The organism is Sphingomonas sp. BL-S-30, from assembly GCF_055521475.1.
In genome coordinates, this window is sequence record NZ_CM145481.1 from 3,652,205 (window position 1) to 3,677,877 (window position 25,673).

The window sequence follows — 25,673 nt, forward strand, 5'->3', positions numbered from 1 at the left end:
GCGTCAGAGCATGTCGCCACGGGAGGGCCACGCGATGTTCGATTTCCAGCCGACCTTGTCAGGCGACCTGCTCAGCTTGCGGCCGCAGGTGCCGGAGGATTGGGAGGCGCTGTTCGCGGTGGCGTCCGACCCGGCAATCTGGGCGATGCACCCGATGCGCGAACGCTATCGCGAGCCGGTGTTCCGCAAATTCTTCGACGAGGCACTGGCCGATCGCGGCGGGCTGGTCGCCCGCGACCGCGCCGACGGCACGGTGTTCGGCTTCTCGCGCTATTCGGAGCTGTTCACCGAACCCGGCGAAGTCGAGATCGGCTGGACCTTCGTCGCGTGCGAGCGCTGGGGCGGGGGGTGGAACCGCGAGATGAAGAGGCTGATGCTGGGCCATGCCTTTGGCAGCTATGACAGCGTCATCTTCCGCATCGGCGAGGACAATCTCCGATCGCGCCGCGCGGTGGAGAAGATCGGCGGCGTGCTGACCGACCGGGTGCAGGAATATCGGATGGGCGACGCGGTGATCCGGCATGTGACCTATGCCATCGCGAAGGACGATTTCGCGGGCGGGCCGCTGGGGGGCTGAACGCCGCGTCGCTTCTCCGTCATGCCGGACTTGTTCCGGCATCCAAGTTTCCGCAGGCGCCGCACCCGTTGCTTTTGCGGCACGATGGACCCCGGAACAAGTCCGGGGTGACGGGCGAAACTAGGTGGCCAGCCATCCGTCATACCGCACCACGAGCCCGATGAGCGGCAGCGCGGCCGTCACCTCGAAGCGGAAAGACTCGCCCTCCTGCCATTCGCGCGCCTGGATGCGCGGGCCGAGCGCCAGCGGCAGGGGCAGGCCGAAACAGGTCCAGCGGCGCATCTCCATGCGGAGACCCTGGTTGTCCGAGGGCAGATCGAAATGGAAACGCAGCGGCCCGAACCGCTCGACCAGCCGGGCACCCTTTTGGCTCAGCCGGCTGGAAAAAACATGCTGGCCGAAGGACCGAGTCCAGGTCTCCACGCCATTCCGTTCGGCAAAGGCGACATGCAGCGGATGCGTCCCCGCCGGCGGAAAGCCCATGACCCGCGCGACCGTCCGCGCGACCAGCCCGGTACCGCGCTCCACCCGACCCTCGCCCGAGGCGCCGCCGTCGCGGCACACCTCATGCACCCGGCGAACCGCGACCGGCAGCGCATCGAAGGCCGGGCCGATCACGCGCCGGTAAAGAGGTGGCGGCAGGCGGATTTCGATCGTCTCGTGGCGCAGGGCGAGCGTCTCGAACAAGGGTTCGAACCGGGCGAGATCGAGAAAGCGCGATGCATTCCCCGCCCCGGCCGGAATGCGGCCGGAAAGAATATCCTCGGCGATGAGGACCGCGGCGAGCGTCGGGATCTCGGGGCCGTCGCCCCGTTCGGCAATCAGGGTCCAGCGGCGTTCGACCAGCCCGGCCTCATCCTCCCCCGCCAGACGCACCGACATGGCGGAGCGATCGCTGGTCAGCGGCCTGGTCAGGCGCTGCAGCGGCAGCAGGACGGGCGCGAGCGGCGCAGCCGACAGGCCGAGCCAGCGAACCGGCCAGCTCAGCAGCCACAACCCGATGGTCTGGAGCGCAATCTCCGTGCCGGCGCGAAAGGTCACCGCCGGGCCACCCGGCAGCATGCCGGACATCAGGTCCAGATCGGGCACCTCGGCCAAGGCGACCCAGCGACCGCGTACCGCCGGCACGCCCGCCACCGCAAAGGTCTCGCGCCGCAATTCCTGCCAGCCCCAGCCGGACGTCCAGCACTGGCCGCGCCACAGCCATATCGGTCGTCCGACATAGGACAGGATCGCCGCGGCGACCGACGCGCCGGCGGTCGCGCGATTGGACGCGCTGATCGCGACATCGACCTGAGTGACCCGGTCCATGCCCTTTGCGAGCCGGCGCGCGACCGCGCCGGACAGCGCCGGGACGCTCGACGCGCCGGAAATGATCGTCATGCCCGCCACTTGCGCCGCCGCATCGAGCGCGGCGATCCCGGTCACGAAGTCGCGCGCATCGGCGAGGTCGAGATAGGATATGCCTGCCCGCACACAGGCCAGCGGCACGCCATAGCCGCTATTCTGAAACGGTCCGGCCGCATCGATCAGCAGGTCGGGGCGATGCTCGGCCAGCAGCGCATCGAGATCGCCGTTGCGGTCGGCGAGCACCGGCTCGGTACCGTCGACCTCCGCGCAAAAGGCCTCCGCCTTGTCCGGATTGCGGCCCGCGACGAGGATATGATAGCCACGCCCCGCCAGCCGGCGCGTGAGCCGCGCGCCGAACCCGCCATAGCCGCCAAGGATCAGGACCCGGCTCAGCGCCGTCCCCTTCTGGCATCCATCCTGATGATCGTGGTTGTACGCAACGCCGTGCTCCGTGTCAGCAAAGCGCAATGGCATCCGACACTTACCGGATCAATAACGGCCGATCGCAACGGCGATGCGGGTCCCTTCAGTCATGCCCGCCGGGGCACTGCGCGACCGTATCCTTCAGCCGCTCGATCAGCCAGCGCCCGGCCGGGCCCGGCGGCGTATCCTTGCGGTGCACCGCGAGCATCGGCAGCACATTGCCCTCCGGCCAGCCATCCTCCAGCACCAGCTCGACCAGCCGGCCGTCGGTGAGATCGGCGCGCACCAGCGGCTCGGGCAGGCTGCCCCAGCCAAGGCCGGCGCGCAGGAATTCATGCTTGGCGCCGAGATCGGCGATGCGCCACGTCCTGGGCGAGAGCACGCCGAATTCCTTGCCGCGCGACAGTTCCGACCGGTCGGTGAGGACGAGCTGGACATGCTCGGCAAGGTCGGCCCGGGGAATCGGCCCGGCGCGTTGCGCCAGCGGATGCTCGGGTGCAGCCACCATGATCAGCGGGATCGAGAGCAGCCGTTCCTGCACGAAATCCTCGGGCACGAGCGGCAGGGTGCCGACCACGGCAAAGGCCGCATGTCCCTCCAGCACCGGCTCGACCACGGCGCCCAATGCCTCGACATTCACGCGCAGCGGCGTGTGCGGAAAGGTCGCCTGGAAATCGCGCACGGCATGCGCGAAGACATGGATCGGGAACATCACGTCGACCGCGACCGACAGCTCGGCCTCCAGCCCGCCGGCGAGATCGCGGGCGCGCGCCTTGAACGAATCCATCCGCCCCGCCACTGCCCGCGCCTCGGGCACCAGCGCGCTGCCAGCCTCGGTCAGCGCCGGATAGCGTGCGCTGCGATCGAACAATTGCACGCCGATCTGGCGTTCGAGCGTGCCGAGCGTCTGGCTGACGACGGACTGGGCGCGGCCCAGCCGGCGTCCGGCCGCGGAGAAGCTGCCCTCCTCGGCCGCGGCGAGGAAGGTGCGGAGCTGATCGAGCGAGACGGCGTCAAGCATGTATCGGTTTTCCAGATGGTATCCAGATGAATATATAGGCTGTTGCGCTATATAACGAGTCCATATCTGGCGCTTCGCAATCACTTTCCTCGTTTGCGAAGGACACCATCATGAAGCTCCTCCATGTCGATTCAAGCATTCTCGGCCCGGGCTCGGTGAGCCGTCATCTCTCGGCCTCGATCGTCGCACAGCAGCAGGCGCTGCACCCCGGCATCGAGATCGTCCGCCGCGACCTCGCGACCGACCCCGTCGATCATCTTTCCGGCCTCCATCTCGCCGCGGCCCAGGGCGCGGTGCCCGAAGCCGAGCCGCTCCAGCGCGATCTCGCCTCGGGCCAGGCAGCGCTCGAGGAATTCCTCGATGCGGACGTGGTGGTGGTCGGCGCGCCGATGTATAATTTCGGCATCCCCAGCCAGCTCAAGGCGTGGATCGATCGCCTCGCGGTCGCCGGCCGCACTTTCCGCTATGGCGCCAATGGTCCCGAAGGCCTGGCGGGCGGCAAGACGGTGATCATCGCTTCGTCGCGCGGCGGCTTTTACGGCGCCGACACCCAGGCGGCGTTCCTCGACCATCAGGAAACCTATCTGCGCGGCGTGTTCGGCTTTTTCGGCATCACCGACATCAGCTTCATCCGCGCCGAAGGCGTCGCGATGGGCGAGCCGCAGCGCCAGCAGGCGATCGACAGCGCCGAAGCGGAAATCCGCAAGCTGGCGGCGTAAGGGCCGAGGTTCCGCGGGCGCTGGTCTCCCAGGCGCTCGCGGCTATCTTCCTCCTTTCCCGGCGGAGGCCGGGATCCAGTTGGGGACGATCTTTGGCTGGCGTAGCGCTCCGTTACGTCGACCTTCCCTACTGGGCCCCGGCCTTCGCCGGGGAAGGTAGAAGTTTGGCGGTCCTTGACACTTATATCCGACTCGCGCATAAGTAATATGCGAGTTGGATATAAGGTGCCGCGCCGTGGACGAGTCGGACTTCCTCCGGGACTATGATCCCACCGTCTATGAGCCGCTGTCGGTCGCGGTCGATCTTGTCCTGATGAGTGTGGTGGACGGCGCGCCGGCGGCGTTGCTGGTGCGCCGCGCCGACCATCCGCATCTCGGCCGCTGGGCGCTGCCCGGCGGCTTCGTGAAGCCAGACGAGAGCCTGGACGATGCCGCGCGCCGCGTGCTCGCGACCCGCGCGCATATGGAAGGCGCCTGGATCGAGCAGCTTTACAGCTTCGGCGCGGTCGATCGCGATCCGCGCATGCGCATCGTCAGCATCGCCTATTTCGCGCTGCTGCCCGCCGAGCGCTTCGCCGCCGCGCTCACGGCAGCGCCCGAGCTGATGCTCGCCACCATCGTCGTGCCCTGGGCCGGCGAGAGCGGCGGGCCGGTCGCGGCGCACGCGCCCGACGGCGCGGCGCTGTCCCTTGCCTTCGACCATGCCGATATCCTTGGCCTCGCGATGCTGCGCCTGCGCGGCAAGCTCGATTATTCGGCGGTCGCCTTCGCGTTGCTGCCCGAGCGGTTCACGCTCCGCGCGCTGCAGGACGTGCATGAGGCGATCCTCGGCACCCAGCTCAACAAACCAGGTTTTCGCCGCCGCATGCTCGACCGCGGCTGGCTCGAGCCGACCGGCGAGCGCGAGACGGGCGCGTCGTTCCGCCCGGCCGAACTGTTCCGCCACCGCACACCCGCTTCCCCCTTTCCACGAGGAGAATGACCATGGCCTATATCCGCAATTTCGGCTTCCTCGCCCAGCTGCGCAGCGATGCGAGCAATCATGTCATCCGCTATCGCAACGGCCGCATGCGGCAGAGCGGGCGCGGGCTGGTCTTCTGGTTCCGGCCGGAAACCGCGAGCCTGGCCGAACTGCCGATGGACGACCGTGAGATGGCGCTGTTCGTGAAGGGCCGCAGCCAGGATTTCCAGACGGTCGCAGTGCAGGGCACCCTGACCTGGCATGTCACCGACCCCGAGCTGCTGGCGAGCCGGGTCGATTTCACCATCGGCGTGTTCAACGGCGCGCTGAAGAGCGAACCGATCCAGCAGATCGAGACCCGGCTCGCCGGCCTCGTCAACCAGGCAGCGCTGCAATATCTGGCCCAGGCGCCCGTGCGGGCGCTGCTCGATGCGGGGCCGGAGCCGCTGCGCAAGGCCCTCGAGGCAGCACTGGGCGGCGATCCGGCGCTGGCCGAGATCGGCATCGGCGTCGCCGCGATCCGGCTGACCAATCTCGCGCCCTCCAGCGAGCTGGAACGCGCGCTACAGACGCCGACCTTCGAGGCGCTCCAGCAAAAGGCCGATGAGGCGACCTTCGAGCGCCGGGCGCTGGCGGTCGACAAGGAACGTGCGATCGCCGAAAACGAACTGGCCAACAAGACCGAGCTGGCGCGGCGCGAGAAGCAGCTGATCGCCGAGGAGACCGGCAACGCGCGCGACCGCGCCACCGGCCTTGCCGAGGCACAGCAGATCGAGGCGGCGGCCGAGGCCGAGCGCATCCGCACCGTGGAAAGCGCCAGGGCGGAGACCGAGCGCGCGCATATCGCGATCTATCGCGACCTGCCGCCCGGAGTGATGCTGGGGCTGGCCGCGCGCGAGCTGGCCGGCAAGCTCGACACGATCGAGCATCTGAACGTCACGCCCGACCTGCTCGCCACCCTGATGGGCGAGTTCAGGCGCGACACGACTGCCCTCCCCGCCACCCTGCCGGCGGCATGAGCGATGTCCACGATCACGCCTCGCGCGGTCTTCGTGACGCGGGAAACCGATTATGAGCTGCTGCTCGCGCGCCATGCGACGCGCGAGCAGGCGCGCTTCTTCCTGACGACGCGCGGGCAGCGGATCGAGGATCTCGAGCGCCACCACGACCAGCTCCATGCCACCCTGCGCGCGGCGCGGGCGGCGGTGCCCGACACCTGGCGCCAGGCGCTGGTCCACCGTGCCGATCTCGACCGGTTCCTGTTCGGACCGGAAGACGCGGTGGTCGCGGTCGGGCAGGACGGACTGGTCGCGAACGTGGCGAAATATCTGACCGGCCAGCCGGTGTTCGGCATCAACCCCGCGCCCGACCTGTATGACGGCGTGCTCGTCCGCGTGCCGATCGACCGGCTGGGCCGGCTGCTGCCCGCCGGCATGGCGGGCGATGCCGGCGCCCAGCACCGCACCATGGTCGCCGCGACGCTCGACACGGGTGAGCATCTGCTCGCGCTGAACGAGATCTTCGTCGGGCATCGCAGCCATCAATCGGCGCGCTACAGCCTGGCCGCGGGTTCGGCGCAGGAGGACCAGTCGTCGAGCGGGCTGATCGTCGCGTCGGGCACCGGCGCGACCGGCTGGGCCCGGTCGATCATGGAGGCGACGCACCAGCCGCTCGCGATCGGCGTGGAGGAACGCGCGGTCGCCTATTTCGTGCGCGAGCCCTTTCCCAGTATCTCGACCGGCACCAATTTGCGCGCCGGGCGACTGACCGATGCCCCGCTGGCCGTCACCTCGCGGATGAATGACGGCGGGGTGATCTTCGCTGACGGGATCGAGCAGGATTTCCTGTCGTTCGACTGGGGCCGGCGCGTGACGATCGGCCCCGCGGGCCGGGCGCTCAACCTGATCACCGGCTGAGCCTGGTATGTCGCGGCCCGACCCTGTAGCGGGGCCCGGCAAGGGCGCCTTTACCGGAGACGGCGCCTGATCCGGGAGAGTCAGTCGATGCGTGGGTGGTTGGTTACGGTTCTGGCGGCACCTTTTCTGCTGTCCGGATGCAGTCCGTCCGCGCCCGAGCAGAGCGCCACGCAAGGCCCGGCGCCGGCTCCCGCGGTCAGGGCCATGGACATCCCGGTCGACAACGCCATTGCCCTGCCGCCGACCGCCAATGGCGGCTCGGCAGTATTGAAGCGCGATGCCAGCAAGGTCGAAGGGACCATGCATTACAGCTGCACGGGTGGCGTGACATTGACGGTCGATCACGATCTCGCCTGGGACGTGCTGCGCCTGACGATCGATGCGAAGACGTTCCAGCTGACCAACATGCTGTCCGACACCGCCACCGCCAGATATCGATCGGAAACCGGCCGCACGCCCGGCCACAGCCTGATGTGGCAGACCAACGGCGATGAGGGGACCTTGATCGAAGGCCCCGTAAAAGCGCCGGCCGATTCAGCCAGGCAGAAGACGATCAGCTGCCGACAGACTGGCTGAGGGGTTCGATCCAGCGACGAGCGCGTTCCCCGCGCCGGGCGCCTGCGCGACGCATGGCACTATTTCGGAGACGAGTCGTTTCCCGGACAGCTTTTATTCCGGGAGTGCCCCCTTGGACAGTTTCTTCACCAACATCGCGTCGCGCAGCGCGACGATCATGGGGTGGCCCTCGACCTTCCTGCTGGCCACCCTGTGCTGCATCGTCTGGGCGGTATCGGGCCCGATCTTCCATTATTCCGATACCTGGCAGCTCGTCATCAACACGGCGACGACAGTACTCACCTTCCTGGCGGTGTTCCTGATCCAGAACAGCCAGAATCGCGACGGCGCGGCGATCCAGGCGAAGCTCGACGAGATCCTGCGCGCGCTCGACAATGCCCGGGGCGAGTTCGTCGGCATCGAGCATCTGACCGACGCGCAGATCTGCGCGATCCGCACCGCGCTCGAACGCGAAGTCCAGGGTGACGATGCTGAATCCGTCGAGGAAACCGTCGACGAGCTGCTTGCCCGTCGATGAAAAAATCGGTGGGATTTCATCCGTTTCCCAGCGCATCGGTGGCAGTCCTCCCGAAAGGGGGACAAATTCACCAAAAATTAATTAATTTGTGTTAATCAGCATTTGCGGGCGCTTCCCGGTCGCGCCTGCCTAGAGCCCCGGCCACCCCCCCATTCGGCCGGGGCTCTTCTCTTTTTCAGCCGTACCATTTGCCGCCATCGCCCTTCCCTCTCGCGCCGCGCTGCGATTTATGGGACGATGCGGCGCGACGGGCGTGGATCGCGCGACGATGCCGGGGGCAACTGGCTGGTCGCGCCATGCCGCAACGTCGCTCGAACAGGGGAGCGGCATGGTCTTTTCCTTTCCCGTCATCGCCTTCGGCGTCATCACCGTGATCGCCGGCGGCGCCGCCATGCTGATGCCGATGGTCAGGGCCCGCCTCGCCCGGTCGCGCAGGCGCCGCCGGTCGAAGAACCGCAGGGACCGCCAGCACACGCCCCGCCAGCGGATCGATATCGTCGCGGCATCCGCCGAGAGCCCGCCTTCCGCCGAGGACAGCAGCTAAAGCGTTTTCGAGCTGGATTGCACCGTTCGGCCCCCGACTTGATCCGGGGGTGTCGAAGCCCTGCTTCTCTTCCTCGAAAGAAAGAACAGCCCTTCGACAAGCTCAGGGCGAACGGGGAGAGGTGATTCCAGCTGACTAAGCTTCGCGCTAGGAGTCCGGCATGGTGGGGAAGACCGTCATCCCCGGCGGCAGTACCGCCCAGTCGGGGCGGTCGCGATCGAACAGCACCATGGTCGGCGTGAACAGGGACGGATCGTCGAGCGTGCCGGCATAGATGGTGTGGGACTCGTCCTCGCCGACCACGCCGCCGAAGACGAGGCTGCCACAGTCCGCACATCGGTTGCGCACTGCCTCCCCGCCGCGAAACGCGGGCGAGCGGACCTGCGTCGTCTCGCCGCTGAAGCGCAGCACAGCAGCCGGAAAACCCATGAACGGGATATAGGCCGATCCCGACGCGCGGCGGCAATCGCCGCAGCAGCAATAGCCGGCATAATCGGGTGCCGCGACCGCCTCATAGCGCACTGCGCCGCACAGGCAGCCGCCGGTGATGGAGACGGTACCGGCCATGGCGCACTTTTATGAGAGCGCCGAAGCCCCGGCAAGCATTGCCTTAGCGCATCAGCCCGGCGGCGCGCAGCGCATCCTCGATCACCTTTTTCACGCCGGATATTTCCACCTGCGGGGCCGCGGTGGAAACGCGCCGGGGCCGGACGGGCACCGGGCGATCCTGGCGCGGCACGGCCCGTGCCTTGCGCGCAGACGCCGGCGCGGCATCGGCAATGCCCCAGGAAGCGGCGATGTGCCCCGTCGAGCAGATCCCGACATCCAGCATATAGGGCATGGCCGCGCCGCATCCCTCGGCCGGCGCGATCGGCGTGCCGTGTCCCATGCCGGCGATGGCATGCGCCTCGATCCGGACGCGGCCCTTGGCGTCAGTCCAGGTCCGCCTGGTGTGGCCGCCGATCGTCTCGGCCAGCGCCGGCGCCGAGTCCAGGCCCTGGAGCAGGCGCCATTGCTCGACGATATCCTCCATGTTGGAGGCGGCGACGGTCGAATCGGCAGTGCCGTGCCAGACCGACAGCATCGGCCAGGACCCGTCATGGTCCGAGGCCTGGCGGACTCGCGCGGAGAGTTCCTGACCCTTGGGCCCGCCATGGCCGCGCATCCGGTCGAACGCCTGGGGCACGCCCGCTGCCGTACCGTAAGGCAGCCCGGCGACGATCGCGCCGCCGGCGAACAGCTCGGGCCAGGTCGCGAGCATCACCGCCGTCATCGCACCGCCGGCCGAGAGGCCGGTCACGAACACCCGTGACGGATCGAGATCATGCTCCGCGATCATCTGGCCGATCATGTTCCGGATCGACAGCGGCTCGCCGCCGTCGCGGCCGACATCGCCGGGTTCGAACCAGTTGAAGCAGAGATTGGCGTTGTTGCTGCGCTTCTGCTCCGGATAGAGCAGCGCGAAGCCGTGCCGGTCGGCGAGCGTCGACCAGCCCGATCCGTGATCATAGCCCGCAGCATTCTGGGTGCAGCCGTGCAGCACCACGACCAGCGGCGCACCGGGCCGCAATCCCTCGGGAACATGGATGCGCGCCGCGAGCTGGCCCGGATTGGCGCCGGTGAGGACCATGTCGGTCAGCCGGTCCGCGCCGCCGGCGAACGCCTGCCCCATGCCGGCCTGGGCCGCGGCGAGCCGCGTGATGGTGTCGGAAAGCGTACGCATGATCGGTCCCCCAGGGGGCGAACGAGTCGTCCGCACCTGCTCAACGGATCATAGGCCGGTTTGTTGCTGCGGTGCACAATAAACATTGCCCGCGTCAAACTTCCGATGGCCCCGCGGCCCCGGCGCGGATAGATTCCGCGGCATGCGAACCCTGGTCTTTTGCCTGATGGCGTTGATCGCCACCCCCGCGAGCGCCCAACGCCTCCCGTCAGCAAAGGCGATCGACGCGCGAGCCCGCGCCGCCATGGCGGAGACCGGCGCGAAGGGCATGGCGATCGCGGTGATCGACAAGGGTAAGGTGGTCCATGTCCAGGCGTACGGCATCCGCAATGCCAAGGGCGATCCGCTGCTGACCGATACCGTGATGTACGGCGCCTCGCTGACCAAGACGGTGATGGCCTATACCACCCTGACCCTGGTCGATCGCGGCGTCCTCTCGCTCGATACGCCGTTCGCCGCCGATCTCGACCGGCCCCTGCCCGATTATGACAGCGCGGCGATCGCGCCGGGCAAATATGGTCCGTACAAGGACCTGGCGGGCGACGATCGCTGGCGGCGCATCACGCCGCGCATGGCGCTGACTCATTCCACGGGCTTCCGCAATTTCTGGTTCCTCGAACCCGATGAAAAGCTGCGTATCCATTTCGATCCGGGCACGCAGTTCAGCTATTCGGGCGAAGGGTTCAGCCTGTTGCAGTTCGTCATCGAGCATGGCCGGAAGGCCCAGGGCCTCGGCCTCGATGTCGGCGGCCTGACCGATGCGATCTTCGCGACGCTGGGCATGACGCGCACCAGCCTCACCTGGCGCCCCGATTTCCGCCCCAACCTGGCCGATGGCTGGAACGACAAGGGCGAAGTGGTGGAGCATGACGAACGGTCGAAGGTGCGCGCCGCCGGATCGATGGACACCAGCATCGCCGACCTTGCGACATTCGTCGCGGCGCTGGTGCGCGGCGACGGCTTGTCCCCGGCCTCACGCGCCGAAATGGTCAAGCCGAGCCTGCCGATCGCGACCGCGCATCAATTCCCCAATCTCGCGCCCGATCTGCCGGTGGCCGAGCGCCGCAAGGGGCTGGCGGCGGGCCTTGGCGTGATCGTGTTCGACGGGCCGCAGGGGCATGGCTTCTTCAAGGGCGGGCATGACGAGCAGACCGGCAACACCATGGTCTGCCTGGAACGAGGCCAGCGCTGCGTGCTGATCCTGTCCAACGACGTGCGGGCCGAGGCGGCCTATCCCGCGCTGGTCCGCTTCATCCTGGGCGAAACCGGCACTCCCTATGACTGGGAATATGGCGACCATGCGGGGAAATCCTGAGCCGTTCGGCGGCGGACGACGACCGATCTACCGGGTCGAGGGCCGAAGCCCGACAACATCCCGCGCCGCCGCCCGAGTCGCGCGGATACTGTCCGAGGCATAGACCGCCAGCCCGGTCCAGATCAGCGCGAAGGCGGCAAGGTCGTGCGGGCGCAGATGCTCGCCGAACGCGAAGACGGCGAGCAGGAACTGCAAGGTCGGCGCGATATATTGCAGCAGGCCGAGCGCCGCATAAGGCATGCGCCGCGCGGCGCCCGCGAACAGCAGCAGCGGCGCCGCGGTGACCGCGCCCGCCACGACCAGCAACAGGTCGGTCGCGGTCTCGCGGCCGAACGCGCCCTCGCCGCCGCCATGCGCGACCAGCAACAGGCCGAAGGCGAAGGGCGCGAGCAGGATCGTCTCGACCAGCAGCCCGCCCAGCGCGTCGATCGCCACCACCTTGCGGATCAGGCCATAGATGCCGAAGGTCAGCGCCAGCACCAGCGAAATCCAGATGCTGCTGCCGTTGGACAGCGCCATTACCAGCACCCCCGCCGCCGCCAGCGCGATCGCCACGCCCTGGACGCGCCGCACCCGTTCCCCCAGCACCGCCACGCCCAGCGCGACATTGACCAGCGGATTGATGAAATAGCCCAGGCTCGCATCGAGCACATGGGCATTCTGCACCGCCCAGATATAGACCAGCCAGTTGACCCCGATCAGCAGGGCACTGGCCATCAGCATCAGCAGCGTGCGCCGCGTCACCGCCGCGAGGATCGACCGCACGCGCCCGAACAACAGCGCGACGACGACCAGCATCAGCACCGACCACAGGATGCGATGCGCCAGGATCTGGCTGGCCGGCACATGCTGCAGCAGCTTCAGGTACAGCGGCAGCACGCCCCAGACTATATAGGCGGCGACGCCCAGCATGATGCCGGTGCCCGCGGGCGCCAAGGAAGGGGATGGAGCGTGGTCGGTCAAGGTTTTGCCTGTGCCCGGGGCGTTGCGCCGCAGACGGAGTGGAGGAGGCAGGCAAATGGTCGGCATCGGCCGCCATGGCAACCCGCTTGCCCCCGCACTTTTCCTTGGGGTTGCGATGGCCCCGTTATCGACCGGCCCTGACCGATCCGATTATGCCACCGTCATGCGACCGCCGCGGGAAACGGCGCATGCCGTCGGTCCAGCTGGGGCCCGCTAGAGCGAGCGCTAAATCCGATCCGTTTGTCCTGAGTAGGGATCGAGGTGCCGAAGGCGTATCGAGAGCCCGTATCGAAGGACAGGTTGTCGCACGGAACCTGTCCCTCGATATGCCCTCTCGATACGCCGCTACGTGGCTCCTCGATGGCTACTCAGGACGAACGGGTGTTGGTGGCACCGATTTAATGCAAGATACTCCAGATACGAAGGACGGTTATCGTACCAGGGGCCGGACCCGCCTGGCCTGGGTGGGCGTCGCGACGGACGATGCAAGCGCGGCGACGCGTCTGCGCTCCGCCAGCAGCGCGGCGATCTCGGCCCCCTCATAGCGGAAGGGCGGCTTGCAGCGTTCGGGAAAGGAAATGCGCATGCGCGGGATATCCCCCGCGAAGCCGGCAGCAATGCTATCAAGTACGCGCGTCAGCGACCCTTGCGCAACGACTTCCAGATCTCCGCTCGCCCTGTCGCCGTCGCGCGGGCGAACCGCTGCGACTGCATCCTCGTTCCACGAAATCTCCACAGGCCTGTCTCCTCGTGAAGGAGCATCCACCCACGGAAACGGGAGCGCAATGATCTGGGTCAAGAGGCGGCGCGGTATGACGCCGTCCTCTGGTCATCTCACAGAATAAGAAGAAGCAGCACCACCCAGATCGCCAATGACAAGATCGTGGCAATCATGAAACCCACGACGCCGGAAAGCCTGGCGTGTCCCCGCAGCAAATCAAGCTGGTGCGGCAGCATCACTTTGCTCATTTAAGCGACCTTTTCGGCTTGTATCCTCTCGCAGCAACAATGCACCAAAGTGATGGCAGTTCCAACAAAAATGACGCGATTGTCATCAAATTGAACGTTGTTGGCGCCAGCTCCGTACCCAATGCTCTAAAAGGCGTGATCGCCGGGTCGCGCGCAAGGATTCTAACGCGGCACCACCTCCAGAATCGAGTCCCCGGCTTCGAGGCGCCCCGCCTCGATTTCCCAGAAGCCGAAGACGCTGTCGCCGCGATAGATGCGCATGCCGAGGCCGGTGCCGATCTGGGCCAGCGGGCGGCCCACCTCCTCCGCCGTGACCGGCCGTTCGTGCAACGCGACGCGGCCGTCCGCGGCCGCGAGATCGGCCATATAGTCCGCGATGTGCGGCCCGTGGGTCGACCCGGCGAGCAGCAGCCCGGCAAAGCTCGCCGGGTTGATCACCGTGGTGGCGCCGGCCTGTTTCGCCAGCGCCTCATTGTCCTCCGAGCGGATGATGACGCTGATCGGCACGTCGGGCGCGAGGCGCCGCGCGGTCAGCACGATCAGGATCGAGGTGTCGTCGCGCCCGGCCGAAATGATGATCGCGCGCGCCTTGTCGATCTTGACAGCCTCCAGCGTCGCGTTGCGAGTGGCGTCGCCCTCCAGCACCGCCGCGCCGCATTCCTCTGCGAGGCGCAGCGCCGCGGCGCGTTCGTCGATCACCACGATGGTGTCCGCCGGCTTGCCGCGGCGAATCAGCTCGCACACTGCCTCCGCGCCGCTGGTGCCATAGCCGGCCACGACGAAATGGCCGCTCAATTGCCGCTGGATCACGCTCATACGCCATTTCTCCCAGACGCGCTTGAGGAGGAAATCATAGGCCGTGCCGAGAAAGATCAGCCATACGAACAGCCGCACCGGCGTGACCACGAAGGTGTCGAACATCCGCGCCTGCGGGGTGACCGGCACGATATCCCCATAACCGACCGTGGTGATGGTGATCATGGTGAAATAGAGCACATCGAGAAAGGTGACATGGCCGTCGACATTGTCGCGCAGGCCATCCCGGTCGAGCCAATGGACCGACAGCGCGATGCCGATCAGCCCGAGCGCGAGCAGCACCCGCCAGACGAGCGACAGCCAGATCGGCGTCCGGCTCTTGCGGCGCAGGTTGAGGAAGCTGTCCTTGGGAGCGGGGCCGCGCAACATCACACCGTGTAACGCGCCGGCGCGGGAAGAAGAAGCATGCTTGCCGGCGCTTCGCCTAACGCCGCCGGATCGCCGCCCCGCCAACGCCGTCTGCGACATCCCCTCGGGATATCACCATTTTGGCGCTTTCCGATGTTCCCGTTTTGATCTAACTTCGAGACATGAGCCGATTCGCCGCAGACCTTGCCCCAGCCGATCTCGCCCCTGTCATCCTGGCGGCGCCCGCCTGGGCGCGGATCGGCATCGCCGTCCGCGATCCGCGGCTCCGCGCGCGGGCGGCGGAAACGCTCGCCCGCGCGATCCTGGAGGGGCTGGACGCCGACGAACCGGCGCAGGACGTGAACCAGCTTTTGCTCGGCCTGTAACAACTTCGTTACAGGGGAAGGAACGCCAGGCGATTCCGTCCGTTATGTTGCCAGGTCTCATGAAAGAGCCCGGCGCGCCCGCGAAAGCCTCCGCGCTGTTTCATTGGTCATGGAGAGCAAGATGGGTCTCATTATACTTTTGATCGTCGGCGGCGTCATTGGCTGGCTTGCCAGCATGATCATGCGCACCGACGCGCAGCAGGGCGTTTTCCTGAATGTCGTGGTCGGCATCGTCGGCGCGGTCCTTGCCGGCTTCCTTCTGTCGCCGCTGCTCGGCGTTCCGCCGATCACCAGCGGTGGGTACAGCATCTCGACGATCCTGGTGTCGCTGCTCGGCGCGGTCGTGCTGCTCGCGATCGTCAATCTGGTACGTCGCGGATCGGTTCGCTAACCGGTTCCCGAAACCAACGGCGCGGGGCGGCTTCGGCCGCCCCGTTTGCGTTCAGCCGCCGAGCAGCCAGAGCCGCCCCGCATGGCAGAACAGCAGGACGGAAAGCCCGGCGGAACAGCCGAAACAGACATGGCCGACATAGACCAGGACCGGCGGATTGGGCTGCCGTTTCTTCCGATTGAGACTTGCGCCCGACAATACGAAGCTGGTCAGCAGGCCATAGGCAAAAGCGATCGCACCAAACATCAATCGTCCCGCTCGTCATTGCTCAAGCCGGGCCCCCGCCCCGCCTGCGCGTTGCTCAATCACAAGCTGGTGAGGTGATCAAGCGGACGACACGCACGGGTTCGGCGAACCGCGGCAAAGGCACGATGGTGCGCTGCCGAAACGGCATCGGAACTGGCGGAGAAAACGGGTGGGAAATGAAACCAGGCCGGACGATGCTGTCCGAACCGGCCTGGTTTACCCCCGACTAGGTGTGAGCCCGATGCGGTTGGCGTGGCCTGAACGATCCGACCCTGAAACTGTTCCGTCGGCCGACGGCATTTTAGGGAAGCGCTTACGCTGCGCGTCGTCCAGCCACTCCGATGCGGGCGCTTCGCTACGAATGCCGCCAGCCTTTCGCGGAACGGTCAGGCTTCATACATGGTGACGGCTGGATATTTACGCGTTCGACGATAGCCGAATGGACGAAGAGGCAGGATGCTCCCCGATCTTGGCGCCACCGCGCCGCTCTACTTGCTGCTCGCCGGGCTGCTGATCGCGGCGGTGATCGGGCGGCGCATGCCGGTGGTGCGGACGCTGACCACGCTGGTCATCTGGCTGGTGCTCGGCGGGCTGGTGGTGATGCTGGTGCGCGACCGCGGGCGCTTCGATCCCGATCTCGCCAAGGTCGCCGCCCTGCTCCAGGCCGACAAGCAGGAAGTGGTCGGCAAGGAAGTGCGAATCCGCATGGCGAATGACGGGCATTTCTGGGTGCATGCGCGCATCGGCGGGGTCGAGCGTCGGATGCTGGTCGACAGCGGCGCGACGGTGACCGCGCTCTCCGCCGGAACCGCGGCCGACGCCGGGGTAGAGGTGAAGGATACCCCCTTCCCGGTCGTGCTGCGCACCGCCAATGGCACGGTCAACGCCTTGACCGGCACGATCCCGGAACTGCGCTTCGGCACGATCGTCGCGCGCGACCTCGCCGTGGTGGTCTCCCCCGCCTTCGGCGACACCGACGTGATCGGGATGAACTTCCTGTCGCGGCTCAAATCCTGGCGGGTCGAGGGCAAGACGCTGATCCTCGAGCCGAACCATCCCCAGCCGGTGAAACCCGACACGGCGTGACTCGAACAATCACTTTGGCATCCTCCGGCAATCGCCATAGGAAGGCGCGGAAACCACCGGACAGGATGACCGATGATCGCACGTGCCGCCCCTGCCTCAGCCCTTGTCGCCCTGATGGCCGCCGCCACGCCGGCCGCGGCATCCGACTATGTCGTGATCCGCAAGGAGATCCTGGTCGACCGCTCCGCCGACGCAGTGTGGAAGCGGGTCGGCGGCTATTGCGCGATCGCCGAGTGGCTGAAGGTGAAATGCGAGATCGTCTCGGGTAGCGGCGATGTCGGCACGATCCGCCGTCTGAACGACACCACGCTCGAACCGATGGTCGCCAGCACCGCGCACTCCTATACCTATGGCCAGACCGCCGGCGGCATGGCGACCTTCGCCTATAACGGCACGCTCGCGGTCGAGCCGGCCGGCACGGGCAAGTCGCGCATCGTCTACACGCTGATCTACGACGCCGCGCTGATGCCCTCGGACGAGGTGCGCAAGGCCCAGTTCGACCGCGTCAACCCGCGCTTCCAGGGCGCGATCGAGACGATGAAGGCGCTGGCCGAAGCGGAGAAATAGGGCCCCGAAGGCACAAACCCACCCGTTCGTGCCGAGTAGAGATCGAGTAGCCGAAGGCATATCGAGAGCTCGTATCGAGGCACAGGTGGAGCACGATACGCTTGTCCCTCGATATGCCATCTCGACAAGCTCGATGGCTACTCGGGACGAACGGGTGGAGTGCCCACTTCTAGCCCTCCATCGTCATCGCGCCGGCCCCGAACAGCATCCACAGCGCCATCGCAACCATCATCACATTCTCGGTCAGCGAGATGAAGCCGAGCGGCACCTTGCTGTCGCCGCCGACGCACGCGCATTTGATGTCGCGCCGCTCGATATAGACTGCCTTGAACACCGAGACCGCGCCGATCCCGCCGATCACCAGCGCGATGGGCGCCGACAGCCAGGTCAGCGCGCCCGAGACCATCAGCACGCCGGCCAGGCCCTCGGCATAAGGATAGATCGTCCCGTACGGCACCCAGCGCTTCGCCAGCAGATCGTAATTCAGGAACATCGCCGAGAAGCGCTCGACATCCTGCAGCTTGAGCAAGGCGAGCACGCACATGCTGAAGGCGATGAACCACTCGCCCGCATGGATCGTGAAGGGGGTGCCGAACACGGCCTGGCTTGCGGCCAGCGCCATCAGCGCGGTCATCGCGAACAGCATGATCACCGGGCGATACGTCACCGCATTCGGATCGCGCACCGGCTTGCCGAAGAAGCGGCGAAGGTCGTCATAGCCGCCGATCCGCGCGCCATCGATGAAAGTCTGCGGCGTGGTCTTCACATTGTGCTCGGCCTTGAACGCATCGGTCTCTTCGCGCGTCCTGAGCCACCGATCGTCCACCTGATAGCCCTGGCGGCGGAGCAGGTCCTTAGCCTTCAGCCCCCAGGGACAGACATGATCGGGCATGACCATGCGGTAGAGGGTGGCCTGTCCGGCCGGGCGGGTCGTCATCATGCATCTCCAGCGCCCTTGCTCGCGGGCGGACCCGGCCCATATGGGGTCCGGACCATGGTACGGAGTCAAGCGATGGCGGAGATAACGATCGCGGGGCTGGCGCGCGAAGGTGGCGTCGGCGTGGAAACGGTGCGCTATTATCAGCGCCGCGGCCTGATCGACGAGCCGGCACGCACCGGCGGGTCAGGCCTGGCCGGCGGCATCCGCCGCTATGGCGCGGATCATGTGCGGCGGCTGCGCTTCATCCGCTCGGCGCAGGGCGCTGGCTTCACGCTCGAGGAGATCGGCGAGCTGCTCGCGCTCGACGCGACTGAGGACCGCGACCGCGCGAGGCGGCTCGCGACCGAGCGGCTCGCCGCGCTCGACGAGAAGATCGCCGAGCTCGAGCTGGCGCGCACTGCGCTCAAGCGGCTGGCGCACGCGTGCGACACCAGCGCAAGCGGCCCCTGCCCGATCCTCGACGCGTTCGACCGGGCTTAGGAAGCGAGTTCGATCATCCGCGCCGGCATGTGCCGGCACGGCCCGAGATGACCGCGTGGCCGGGTGCACAGGCTTTCGCCCGAACCTGAGCCGGCGGCGCGCAGGCAGGTGGAGCCAGGACGCAATCTGAAGGCCGCAGGAACGGCCGCTACAGCATAGTTCATCGCTTCCCCTTTTCGCTTTCGCGAAACGATCAACGACGACGCGCCCTTCGCGTTCCGACCCCGAAACGGAATCCTGTGGACAAATCGACAAGCAGTCCGGATTCCAGCAGGTTGTGGATCCGAAAAATTTCGGCGGCGACCGGCCCGTATCGATCAGAAGGGCGAAGCACCGATATATTTCAACAGACCGAGCACCGCGATCAACACCGCGATGGCGATGATGATGTTCGCGATATTGATGCTGCTCTTTGCGACCACGACCTTTTCGTCGCTGTTGATCTCGGCCATGACTCTACTCCCTTGATGATTCGCCCTGAAGCGATCTATCGACCCCAACGCGCCATCGGCCTCCCCGTTCCTGTGGCGCTCTCCGTCCCGGCAACATCGTTCTTCCAAGCATTGGCAGGTCGGAAGGAGGTCGCTCCGGCGACTGCGTTGGGGCCTGCTCTCCTCATCTCGTGTACCGAATTCGAGCCGGTCCTGGGGTAATTAGGACTAATTCATGCTGCACCCTTTCCCGCAACAATATTGCAACCGCAGTTCATGCAGATTAGGACCGCCGGGCACGTCGACGCCGGCGGACCGGAAATATCCGCTGTCGGCTCGTCTTGCCTGTTCAGGGAGTATCATGAGTGAACTCGTCAAAACCCAGCGTATTTGGGCGCTTGAAGTGTGCGTTCGGAAAGCATGAGCCTGACCGACGCAAGGCGCGCAAGGTTTCTGGAGTATGGCGCGGATACTGCCTGCATTGTAACCGCAGCATGGAACGCGTCGATCGCAAATGGCGCTGCATAACGCGCTAGACAGGGCATTTCGTTAGCGGGGATGATCGTCGCCGGCCGACATTTCGCCCAAGCATCGCGACATGTATCGATCGAGCCGGAATAGAGCCGAAATGCTGCGCCGCTCGCCCTCGGCTTGTCCTAGAACTGAGCTCTTCCGCTAAAGCATGGTTTCGACAATCCGGTGAGCGTCCGGGGCCAAATCGGGGGTGGGGTTCCAGCCCGGTTTCGCTACCGCCGGACGCCGAACCTGTAGATCGTCGTCGACCGAAACGTCTCGCCCGGGCGCAATATCGTCGAGGGGAAAGCGGGCTGATTCGGGCTGTCGGGATAATGCTGCGTCTCCAGCGCGAAGCCGGCGCCCTGGCGCAGCATATGGCCGTCACGCGTCATCTGTTTCCCGTTGAAGTGATTGGCAGTGTAGAATTGCACCCCCGGCTGGGTCGTGCGCATCTCCAGGGTGCGGCCGCTCGCCGGGTCCCAGGCGCGCGCGCCAACGGGGATGGGGTCGGCCGCCGGCTTGGTCAGTACGAAATTATGGTCGAAGCCATTGCCCAGCAGCATCTGCGGATCGTTCGAGGCAACGCGTTCGCCGATCCGCGTTAGCTTGCGCAGGTCGAACGGGGTGCCGGTGACCGACCGTATCTCGCCGACCGCATTGCGCTTGTCGTCGATCACCGCGAAGCTGTCCGCGACGATCTGGATGCGCTGGTCGTCGACGCTGCCCGCCCGGTCGCCGCCCAGGTTGAAATAGCTGTGGTTGGTCAGGTTGATGACGGTCGGCCTGGTCGTGGTCGCGACATAGTCGATCCGCACCGCATCGTCGGCGCCGAGCGTATAGGTCACCGCGACGTCCATCGCGCCGGGAAAGCCATTCTCCCCATCGGCGCTGTGATAGCGCAGCGTGAGGCTGCGGCAGCCGGCAGTGGTGCAGGGCTCGGCCGTCCATACCCTGGACGAGAAACCCTTGCGCCCGCCATGCGAGACGATCGCGGTCGGATCCGGCGAGAGCGGGTAGCGCACACCGTCAATTGAAAAGCCGCCATGCGAGATGCGGTTGGCATAGCGCCCGATCACCGCGCCGACGGTCGGCGATGCCTCATAGGCCGCGACGTCGGGCAGCGCGATGACGACATTGGCGATATGGCCCGTCCGGTCGCGCACGCTGATCTCGTCGATCGCCGCGCCGAGCGTCAGCACGCCCAGCCGCGTGCCGCGATCGTTGCGCAGCACGTAACGGTCGACCTTCTGGCCCTCCGCCGTGACGCCGAAATCGCGCCGTTCCGGGCCCGCCGGGCGCGCCGCGGCGGCGAGCGGAAGGGCGAGCAGGACGGCGAACAAGCACTTCGCTGGATTCAAGACGACCTCCCCTTTTGGCGCCCATCCTAGCGTGGCCGATGGTCAGCACCAATCGGATTGGCCGGACGGGTTTGCACCGTTTTGGATGCGATTAAATCTGACAATAAGGCACCAGAATGCAATCCGCCATATTGTACACAGACAGTTGTCAATGTATGCAAGATATGTCGACGGCGGCCAAGTGCGGTCAGAGGCTCCAATAATAAACGACGCGACTCCAGCTTCCCGCTGGAGGACGCCCATCGGGGAGAGAGAAAATATGATTTCTGTCAAGAATCGAGTCGTGACTCGTCGCCTCGCGCTGCTGGCCGCGACGATGCTCGCCGGCACGGCCGTGCCCGCCTTTGCGCAGGCCGCCGCCGCGCAGGATGCGCCCGCCGCGCCCGACGACCAGCCCGCCACGCCCGGCACCGACATCGTCGTCACCGGATCGCGCATCCAGAACGGCAACAACCAGCCCACGCCAGTCACGGTGGTCAATGCGCAGCTGCTCCAGGCGACCACGCCGACCAGCATCCCGGACGGCCTCAACAAGCTCCCCGCCTTCAATTCGACCTCGACGCCCAACAACGCGGTCAACGCCAATGGGCGCGGCTTCGGCACGCCCGGCAACTTCCTCAACCTGCGCGCGCTCGGCCCGATCCGCACCCTGATCCTGCAGGACGGCAATCGCGTGCCCGGCACCTTCTTCGACACCACCGTCGACACCAACATGCTGCCGCAGCTGCTCATCTCGCGCGTGGAGGTGGTCACCGGCGGCGCCTCGGCCGTTTACGGGTCCGACGCGGTAACCGGTGTCGTGAACTTCATCACCGACAATAAATATGTCGGGATCAAGGGCCTGCTGCAGACCGGCATCTCGGATTATGGCGACGCCTTCTCGGTGCGCGGCGGTGCCGCCTGGGGCATCAATATCGGCGAGCGCGGGCATCTCGAGCTCAGCGGCGAATATTACAAGCGCAACGGCATCGACGACACCGCCAACCGCCCTTACGGCAATCTCTATCCGGCGGTGGTCGGCGCGGGCACCGCGGCCAGCCCGTTCACGCTCGTCTACAATGCGCGGCAGAGCAACGCCTCGGCCGGCGGCCTGGTCCGCACCGGGCCGTTCGCGGGCATGCAGTTCCTCCCCGACGGCTCGCTGGCTGCGTTCAACCCGGGCACCGCGACGGCCACCGCCAATGCCGCGGTCGGCGGCGATGGCGGCTATGTCCATAACGAATGGCTACTCTATAATTTCAAGTCGGCCCAGGCGTTCGGCCGGTTCGACTATGAGTTCAGCGACACGATCAAGGGCTATGTCTCGGCGCGCTACGCCAAGAACCGCTCGTTCGGCGCGAGCCAGATCTATACCAACATCACCAATGCGACGGCGGGTGCGCCGAACAATTCGGCCGGCTCCTATCCGCTGTGGATCTATAGCGGCAACGCCTTCCTGACGGCGGCGCAGCAGACCGCGCTGACCAACAGCAACACCAGCAGCTTCGCGATCAACCGCTTCGACAGCGATCTGATGAAGGACCTCGCGCTCGAGACGCGGATCAATTCCTTCTCCGCGACCGCCGGGCTGGAAGGCGGGCTGTTCGGCGATTTCGCCTGGGACGCGCATTATACCCACGGTTTCAACCGCACCCGGCTGACCTCGCAGAACAACGTCAACAGCATGAACTTCTACGCCGCGGTCGATGCGGTGCGCGATCCGGCGACGGGCAACACCGTGTGCCGCGTCAGCATCACCGCGCCCGGCGCCTTCCCAGGCTGCGTGCCGCTCAACCTGTTCGGTGAGGGCCGCGCATCGCAGGCAGCGAAGGACTTCATCTTCGAGGACACGTCGTGGAGCGCGCGCAACACGCTCGACGATTTCGGCCTGAACATCACCGGCACCGCGTTCGACGGCTGGGCCGGGCCAGTCAAGGTCGCGGTCAGCGGTGCCTATCGCCGGGCCGGCCTGCGCGTGACGACCAGCGTGCCGGACAACAGCTTCAACCCGCAATATCTGCGCCTCGGGCCGGCGGGCAATGCGCTGACGGCGTCCTATCCCGTATCCAATCTCGGGCATTTCAAGGAAGTCCAGTCGGGCGCGATCGGCAGCGAAGACATTTACGAGGGCAATGTGGAGGTCAATGTCCCGCTGCTGAAGGACCTGCCGCTGGTCGAGCTGCTCGCGTTCAACGGGGCGTATCGCTATGCCCGCTACGACGCGGTCGGCAACGGCAATGTGAAGGCGAATTTCTCGTCGAGCACCTGGAAGCTCGGCCTGGAATGGAAGGTCAGCGAGGACTTCAAGCTGCGCGCCACCCGCTCACGCGACTTCCGCGCGCCGACCCTGTGGGATCTCTACCAGGCGCAGGTCATCTCGGCATCGGGCGTCACCGATCCGCTGACCGGCGTCGCGGCGCAGCTCAACACCCTGGCCGGCGGCAACCCGAACCTCGAGCCGGAGGTCGCGCAGAACTTCACGGCGGGCGCCGTGCTCACCCCGCGCTTCATGCCCGGGTTCAGCCTGTCGTTCGATTATTTCCATGTGAAGATCGACAATGCGATCGGCGCGGTCGCGGGCACCAACCCGATCGTCCAGTCGCTCTGCCTCGCGTCGGACGGGTCCTCGCCCTATTGCGCGCTGCTGGTACGGCCGATCTCGTACAACAGCACTTCGCCGGCCAATTTCCCGACGCTCAACATCTCGCTCAGCCAGAATATCGCGCGGATCGAGGCGAAGGGCTTCGACGTCGAGGCGAACTATACCACCGCGTTGCTGAGCGGCCGGCTGAACCTGCGCGCGCTCTGGACTCACCAGCCGACGCTGACCACGGAGACCATTCCGGGCGCGGTCATCACCAACGCCGCCGGCACCGAGACCCAGCCGCGCGACAAGGTGAACTTCACTGTCAATTACCGCATCGGCCGGTTCGGCTTCGACTTCCTCGAACGCTTCGCCTCGTCGATCAAATGGACCGGCAACCCGACCCAGGTTTTCGCCATTCCCGATGTGCCGGCCTATTTCCAGAGCGACCTGAACCTGTCCTATGATCTGGGTTCGGACTCGCAGGTGACGACCTTCGTCAATGTCGCCAATGTCTTCAATGCCAAGGGCGGCATCTACCAGACCTCCGGCTTCACCGGCAGCATCGGCCTTCGTTACCCGAACGTGGCCTATGCCGATGCGATCGGCCGTTATTTCACTGCCGGCGTGCGCTTCAAATTCTGACGGCGCACGGGTTTTCGCGGGCGTCCGGCAATGATGCCGGACGCCCGTTCTGTCTTTCGCGATGCGGGGCGTGGACCTTTCGAGTCGGAGCCTGCCAAAACCGGGGAAAGCCCTGTAACGGCAATGCCGCGCCGCGGACCGCATGGACCCTCGCGAGTCGCTTCTGGAACAGGGGATTTCGGCCATGGAATATCGGCGTCTTGGTGCCTCGGGCCTTCGCGTGCCCGCCCTCAGCTTCGGCACCGGCACGTTCGGCGGCGGCAACGACTTCTTCAAGGCCTGGGGATCGACCGATGCGGGCGGCGCGGCGCGGCTGATCGATGTCTGCCTCGACCACGGCGTGTCGATGTTCGACAGCGCCGACGTCTATTCCTCGGGGCTCGCCGAGACGATCCTGGGCGACGCGATCAAGGGCAAGCGCGACCGGCTGCTGATCTCGACCAAGGCGACCTTTCCGGGCGCGGCCGGCGACGGCCCGAACGCCTTCGGCTCCTCACGCCAGCATCTGATCGACGCGGTCGACGCAGCGCTCACGCGGCTCGGGACCGACCATATCGACCTGTTCCAGCTGCACGGCCAGGATTACAATACGCCGGTCGAGGAGACCCTGGCGACGCTCGACCAGCTCGTCCGCGACGGCAAGATCCGCTATATCGGCGCCTCCAACTTCTCCGGCTGGCATTTGATGAAGTCGCTCGCCGCGTCGGACCGTCATGGCTGGCCGCGCCATGTCGCGCACCAGGCCTATTATTCGCTGCTCCACCGCGATTACGAATGGGAGCTGCTGCCGCTGGCGCGCGACCAGGGCGTCGGCGCGGTGGTGTGGAGCCCGCTCGGCTGGGGCAAGCTGACCGGCAAGATCCGCCGTGGCCAGCCCGCCGCGCCCGGCACCCGCGCGCACGATATCGCCGGCACCGGCCCACAGTTCGCGGACGAGCATCTGTTCAAGATCGTCGATGCGCTCGACGCGGTCGCGGACGAGACGGGCAAGTCGATCCCCCAGGTCGCGCTTGCCTGGCTGCTCGGCCGCCCGACCGTCTCGACGCTGATCATCGGCGCGCGCGACGAGGCGCAGCTGGTCGAGAATATCGGCGCGACCGGCTGGGCGTTGACCGCGGAACAGGTCGCTTCGCTCGATGCGGCGAGCGAGCAGACGCCGGCCTATCCGGTCTGGCACCAGCGCAGCTTCCCGATGCTCAATGAGGCGGGCCAGGGCTGACGCTCAACCATATCGGCCGTCACCCTGGACGTGATTCAGGGTCCATGCGCGGTCCGGTGACACAAGAGTGTCACCCGTGAGTCAAGTGACCGCGCATGGATGCTGAA

At 66.4% G+C, this 25,673-nt stretch carries 28 protein-coding genes; 16 read left to right on the forward strand and 12 right to left on the reverse strand.

The genetic code is table 11. The features are described from left to right. Positions 1-34 precede the first annotated feature (34 nt). Positions 35-577 (forward strand): GNAT family N-acetyltransferase, encoded by a 543-nt coding sequence (locus ACZ1I5_RS16960; protein ID WP_465170411.1) that lies wholly within the window; start codon positions 35-37, stop codon positions 575-577. A gap of 120 nt (positions 578-697) precedes the next feature. Here ACZ1I5_RS16960 and ACZ1I5_RS16965 read toward each other — a convergent pair whose 3' ends face one another. Both ACZ1I5_RS16965 and ACZ1I5_RS16970 read right to left on the reverse strand, forming a co-directional pair. Beyond that, positions 698-2,401: an SDR family oxidoreductase gene (locus ACZ1I5_RS16965; protein ID WP_465170412.1), complete on the reverse strand. Its 1,704-nt coding sequence runs from the start codon at positions 2,399-2,401 to the stop codon at positions 698-700. Between the two features lie 52 nt (positions 2,402-2,453). Beyond that, on the reverse strand, positions 2,454-3,371 hold the full coding sequence (locus ACZ1I5_RS16970; protein WP_465170413.1) for a LysR family transcriptional regulator: 918 nt from the start codon (positions 3,369-3,371) through the stop codon (positions 2,454-2,456). Between the two features lie 110 nt (positions 3,372-3,481). Here ACZ1I5_RS16970 and ACZ1I5_RS16975 point away from each other — a divergent pair, with 110 nt between their 5' ends. From ACZ1I5_RS16975 to ACZ1I5_RS17005, 7 genes are all read left to right on the forward strand, one after another. Further along, complete coding sequence (locus tag ACZ1I5_RS16975; protein ID WP_465170414.1) at positions 3,482-4,090, forward strand: FMN-dependent NADH-azoreductase; 609 nt, start codon at positions 3,482-3,484, stop codon at positions 4,088-4,090. A gap of 235 nt (positions 4,091-4,325) precedes the next feature. Further along, complete coding sequence (locus tag ACZ1I5_RS16980) at positions 4,326-5,072, forward strand: NUDIX hydrolase (RefSeq protein ID WP_465170415.1); 747 nt, start codon at positions 4,326-4,328, stop codon at positions 5,070-5,072. 2 nt (positions 5,073-5,074) lie between these two features. Next, a complete protein-coding gene (locus tag ACZ1I5_RS16985) occupies positions 5,075-6,070 on the forward strand; it encodes an SPFH domain-containing protein (protein WP_465170416.1) in 996 nt (331 codons plus the stop codon). Positions 6,071-6,073: 3 nt separating this feature from the next. Continuing rightward, positions 6,074-6,967: a hypothetical protein gene (locus ACZ1I5_RS16990; protein ID WP_465170417.1), complete on the forward strand. Its 894-nt coding sequence runs from the start codon at positions 6,074-6,076 to the stop codon at positions 6,965-6,967. Between the two features lie 204 nt (positions 6,968-7,171). After that, on the forward strand, positions 7,172-7,543 hold the full coding sequence (locus tag ACZ1I5_RS16995) for a hypothetical protein (RefSeq protein ID WP_465170418.1): 372 nt from the start codon (positions 7,172-7,174) through the stop codon (positions 7,541-7,543). A gap of 112 nt (positions 7,544-7,655) precedes the next feature. Then, on the forward strand, positions 7,656-8,060 hold the full coding sequence (locus ACZ1I5_RS17000) for a low affinity iron permease family protein (protein WP_465170419.1): 405 nt from the start codon (positions 7,656-7,658) through the stop codon (positions 8,058-8,060). A gap of 268 nt (positions 8,061-8,328) precedes the next feature. Further along, positions 8,329-8,604, forward strand: coding sequence for a hypothetical protein (locus ACZ1I5_RS17005; protein ID WP_465170420.1), 276 nt, complete (start codon positions 8,329-8,331; stop codon positions 8,602-8,604). Positions 8,605-8,751: 147 nt separating this feature from the next. On the opposite strand, the gene ACZ1I5_RS17010 is transcribed toward ACZ1I5_RS17005, so the two are convergent. Beyond that, entirely contained in the window at positions 8,752-9,171 is a 420-nt protein-coding gene (locus ACZ1I5_RS17010) for a GFA family protein (protein WP_465170421.1), read from the reverse strand. Between the two features lie 43 nt (positions 9,172-9,214). Continuing rightward, the gene (locus tag ACZ1I5_RS17015; RefSeq protein WP_465170422.1) at positions 9,215-10,327 is read right to left on the reverse strand and encodes an extracellular catalytic domain type 1 short-chain-length polyhydroxyalkanoate depolymerase; all 1,113 of its coding nucleotides are present in this window, start codon (positions 10,325-10,327) and stop codon (positions 9,215-9,217) included. A gap of 142 nt (positions 10,328-10,469) precedes the next feature. Between ACZ1I5_RS17015 and ACZ1I5_RS17020 the strand changes: the two genes are divergently transcribed. Then, entirely contained in the window at positions 10,470-11,642 is a 1,173-nt protein-coding gene (locus ACZ1I5_RS17020; RefSeq protein WP_465170423.1) for a serine hydrolase domain-containing protein, read from the forward strand. A 27-nt stretch (positions 11,643-11,669) separates the two neighbouring features. Here the strand turns inward: ACZ1I5_RS17020 and rarD are convergent, their stop codons facing one another. From rarD to ACZ1I5_RS17040, 4 genes are all read right to left on the reverse strand, one after another. Next, positions 11,670-12,578, reverse strand: coding sequence for an EamA family transporter RarD (rarD, locus tag ACZ1I5_RS17025; protein ID WP_465170424.1), 909 nt, complete (start codon positions 12,576-12,578; stop codon positions 11,670-11,672). Positions 12,579-13,035: 457 nt separating this feature from the next. Then, positions 13,036-13,404, reverse strand: a complete 369-nt coding sequence (locus ACZ1I5_RS17030; protein WP_465170425.1) for a hypothetical protein — start codon at positions 13,402-13,404, stop codon at positions 13,036-13,038. Positions 13,405-13,439: 35 nt separating this feature from the next. Continuing rightward, a complete protein-coding gene (locus ACZ1I5_RS17035; RefSeq protein ID WP_465170426.1) occupies positions 13,440-13,574 on the reverse strand; it encodes a hypothetical protein in 135 nt (44 codons plus the stop codon). 162 nt (positions 13,575-13,736) lie between these two features. After that, positions 13,737-14,759 (reverse strand): potassium channel family protein, encoded by a 1,023-nt coding sequence (locus ACZ1I5_RS17040; protein ID WP_465170427.1) that lies wholly within the window; start codon positions 14,757-14,759, stop codon positions 13,737-13,739. A 161-nt stretch (positions 14,760-14,920) separates the two neighbouring features. On the opposite strand from ACZ1I5_RS17040, the gene ACZ1I5_RS17045 reads away from it, so the two are divergent. Both ACZ1I5_RS17045 and ACZ1I5_RS17050 read left to right on the forward strand, forming a co-directional pair. Continuing rightward, the gene (locus ACZ1I5_RS17045; RefSeq protein WP_465170428.1) at positions 14,921-15,124 is read left to right on the forward strand and encodes a DUF6771 family protein; all 204 of its coding nucleotides are present in this window, start codon (positions 14,921-14,923) and stop codon (positions 15,122-15,124) included. Between the two features lie 121 nt (positions 15,125-15,245). Further along, positions 15,246-15,515: a GlsB/YeaQ/YmgE family stress response membrane protein gene (locus ACZ1I5_RS17050; RefSeq protein ID WP_465170429.1), complete on the forward strand. Its 270-nt coding sequence runs from the start codon at positions 15,246-15,248 to the stop codon at positions 15,513-15,515. Positions 15,516-15,566: 51 nt separating this feature from the next. On the opposite strand, the gene ACZ1I5_RS17055 is transcribed toward ACZ1I5_RS17050, so the two are convergent. Continuing rightward, positions 15,567-15,761: a hypothetical protein gene (locus ACZ1I5_RS17055; RefSeq protein ID WP_465170430.1), complete on the reverse strand. Its 195-nt coding sequence runs from the start codon at positions 15,759-15,761 to the stop codon at positions 15,567-15,569. A gap of 456 nt (positions 15,762-16,217) precedes the next feature. Between ACZ1I5_RS17055 and ACZ1I5_RS17060 the strand changes: the two genes are divergently transcribed. Beyond that, complete coding sequence (locus tag ACZ1I5_RS17060) at positions 16,218-16,847, forward strand: retropepsin-like aspartic protease family protein (protein WP_465170431.1); 630 nt, start codon at positions 16,218-16,220, stop codon at positions 16,845-16,847. A gap of 72 nt (positions 16,848-16,919) precedes the next feature. Then, positions 16,920-17,414: an SRPBCC family protein gene (locus ACZ1I5_RS17065; protein WP_465170432.1), complete on the forward strand. Its 495-nt coding sequence runs from the start codon at positions 16,920-16,922 to the stop codon at positions 17,412-17,414. A gap of 169 nt (positions 17,415-17,583) precedes the next feature. Here the strand turns inward: ACZ1I5_RS17065 and ACZ1I5_RS17070 are convergent, their stop codons facing one another. Beyond that, positions 17,584-18,354 carry a MauE/DoxX family redox-associated membrane protein gene (locus ACZ1I5_RS17070; protein WP_465170433.1) on the reverse strand — a complete coding sequence of 257 codons (771 nt, stop codon included), beginning with the start codon at positions 18,352-18,354 and terminating at the stop codon, positions 17,584-17,586. 72 nt (positions 18,355-18,426) lie between these two features. Here ACZ1I5_RS17070 and ACZ1I5_RS17075 point away from each other — a divergent pair, with 72 nt between their 5' ends. Next, complete coding sequence (locus tag ACZ1I5_RS17075) at positions 18,427-18,834, forward strand: MerR family transcriptional regulator (protein ID WP_465170434.1); 408 nt, start codon at positions 18,427-18,429, stop codon at positions 18,832-18,834. Positions 18,835-19,151: 317 nt separating this feature from the next. Here the strand turns inward: ACZ1I5_RS17075 and ACZ1I5_RS17080 are convergent, their stop codons facing one another. Together ACZ1I5_RS17080 and ACZ1I5_RS17085 are read right to left on the reverse strand one after the other, a co-directional pair. Continuing rightward, positions 19,152-19,286, reverse strand: a complete 135-nt coding sequence (locus ACZ1I5_RS17080) for a hypothetical protein (RefSeq protein WP_465170435.1) — start codon at positions 19,284-19,286, stop codon at positions 19,152-19,154. Between the two features lie 725 nt (positions 19,287-20,011). Then, entirely contained in the window at positions 20,012-21,139 is a 1,128-nt protein-coding gene (locus ACZ1I5_RS17085) for an aldose epimerase family protein (protein WP_465170436.1), read from the reverse strand. Between the two features lie 283 nt (positions 21,140-21,422). Here ACZ1I5_RS17085 and ACZ1I5_RS17090 point away from each other — a divergent pair, with 283 nt between their 5' ends. Then, positions 21,423-24,347 (forward strand): TonB-dependent receptor domain-containing protein, encoded by a 2,925-nt coding sequence (locus ACZ1I5_RS17090; protein ID WP_465170437.1) that lies wholly within the window; start codon positions 21,423-21,425, stop codon positions 24,345-24,347. Positions 24,348-24,531: 184 nt separating this feature from the next. Then, complete coding sequence (locus ACZ1I5_RS17095) at positions 24,532-25,566, forward strand: aldo/keto reductase (RefSeq protein WP_465170438.1); 1,035 nt, start codon at positions 24,532-24,534, stop codon at positions 25,564-25,566. Positions 25,567-25,673: the final 107 nt, after the last annotated feature.

Coding starts and splice junctions, on each gene's coding strand:
- ACZ1I5_RS17055 (WP_465170430.1), bottom strand. CDS start 15,761: ATGTTTGGTGCGATCGCTTTTGCCTATGGCCTGCTGACCAGCTTCGTA.
- ACZ1I5_RS17095 (WP_465170438.1), top strand. CDS start 24,532: ATGGAATATCGGCGTCTTGGTGCCTCGGGCCTTCGCGTGCCCGCCCTC.
- ACZ1I5_RS16995 (WP_465170418.1), top strand. CDS start 7,172: ATGGACATCCCGGTCGACAACGCCATTGCCCTGCCGCCGACCGCCAAT.
- ACZ1I5_RS17060 (WP_465170431.1), top strand. CDS start 16,218: ATGCTCCCCGATCTTGGCGCCACCGCGCCGCTCTACTTGCTGCTCGCC.
- ACZ1I5_RS17045 (WP_465170428.1), top strand. CDS start 14,921: ATGAGCCGATTCGCCGCAGACCTTGCCCCAGCCGATCTCGCCCCTGTC.
- ACZ1I5_RS17040 (WP_465170427.1), bottom strand. CDS start 14,759: ATGTTGCGCGGCCCCGCTCCCAAGGACAGCTTCCTCAACCTGCGCCGC.
- ACZ1I5_RS17050 (WP_465170429.1), top strand. CDS start 15,246: ATGGGTCTCATTATACTTTTGATCGTCGGCGGCGTCATTGGCTGGCTT.
- ACZ1I5_RS16970 (WP_465170413.1), bottom strand. CDS start 3,371: ATGCTTGACGCCGTCTCGCTCGATCAGCTCCGCACCTTCCTCGCCGCG.
- ACZ1I5_RS17020 (WP_465170423.1), top strand. CDS start 10,470: ATGCGAACCCTGGTCTTTTGCCTGATGGCGTTGATCGCCACCCCCGCG.
- ACZ1I5_RS16965 (WP_465170412.1), bottom strand. CDS start 2,401: ATGCCATTGCGCTTTGCTGACACGGAGCACGGCGTTGCGTACAACCAC.
- ACZ1I5_RS16960 (WP_465170411.1), top strand. CDS start 35: ATGTTCGATTTCCAGCCGACCTTGTCAGGCGACCTGCTCAGCTTGCGG.
- ACZ1I5_RS16985 (WP_465170416.1), top strand. CDS start 5,075: ATGGCCTATATCCGCAATTTCGGCTTCCTCGCCCAGCTGCGCAGCGAT.
- ACZ1I5_RS17035 (WP_465170426.1), bottom strand. CDS start 13,574: ATGAGCAAAGTGATGCTGCCGCACCAGCTTGATTTGCTGCGGGGACAC.
- ACZ1I5_RS16975 (WP_465170414.1), top strand. CDS start 3,482: ATGAAGCTCCTCCATGTCGATTCAAGCATTCTCGGCCCGGGCTCGGTG.
- ACZ1I5_RS16990 (WP_465170417.1), top strand. CDS start 6,074: ATGTCCACGATCACGCCTCGCGCGGTCTTCGTGACGCGGGAAACCGAT.
- ACZ1I5_RS17075 (WP_465170434.1), top strand. CDS start 18,427: ATGGCGGAGATAACGATCGCGGGGCTGGCGCGCGAAGGTGGCGTCGGC.
- ACZ1I5_RS17080 (WP_465170435.1), bottom strand. CDS start 19,286: ATGGCCGAGATCAACAGCGACGAAAAGGTCGTGGTCGCAAAGAGCAGC.
- ACZ1I5_RS17015 (WP_465170422.1), bottom strand. CDS start 10,327: ATGCGTACGCTTTCCGACACCATCACGCGGCTCGCCGCGGCCCAGGCC.
- ACZ1I5_RS17010 (WP_465170421.1), bottom strand. CDS start 9,171: ATGGCCGGTACCGTCTCCATCACCGGCGGCTGCCTGTGCGGCGCAGTG.
- ACZ1I5_RS17005 (WP_465170420.1), top strand. CDS start 8,329: ATGCCGGGGGCAACTGGCTGGTCGCGCCATGCCGCAACGTCGCTCGAA.
- ACZ1I5_RS17070 (WP_465170433.1), bottom strand. CDS start 18,354: ATGATGACGACCCGCCCGGCCGGACAGGCCACCCTCTACCGCATGGTC.
- ACZ1I5_RS17065 (WP_465170432.1), top strand. CDS start 16,920: ATGATCGCACGTGCCGCCCCTGCCTCAGCCCTTGTCGCCCTGATGGCC.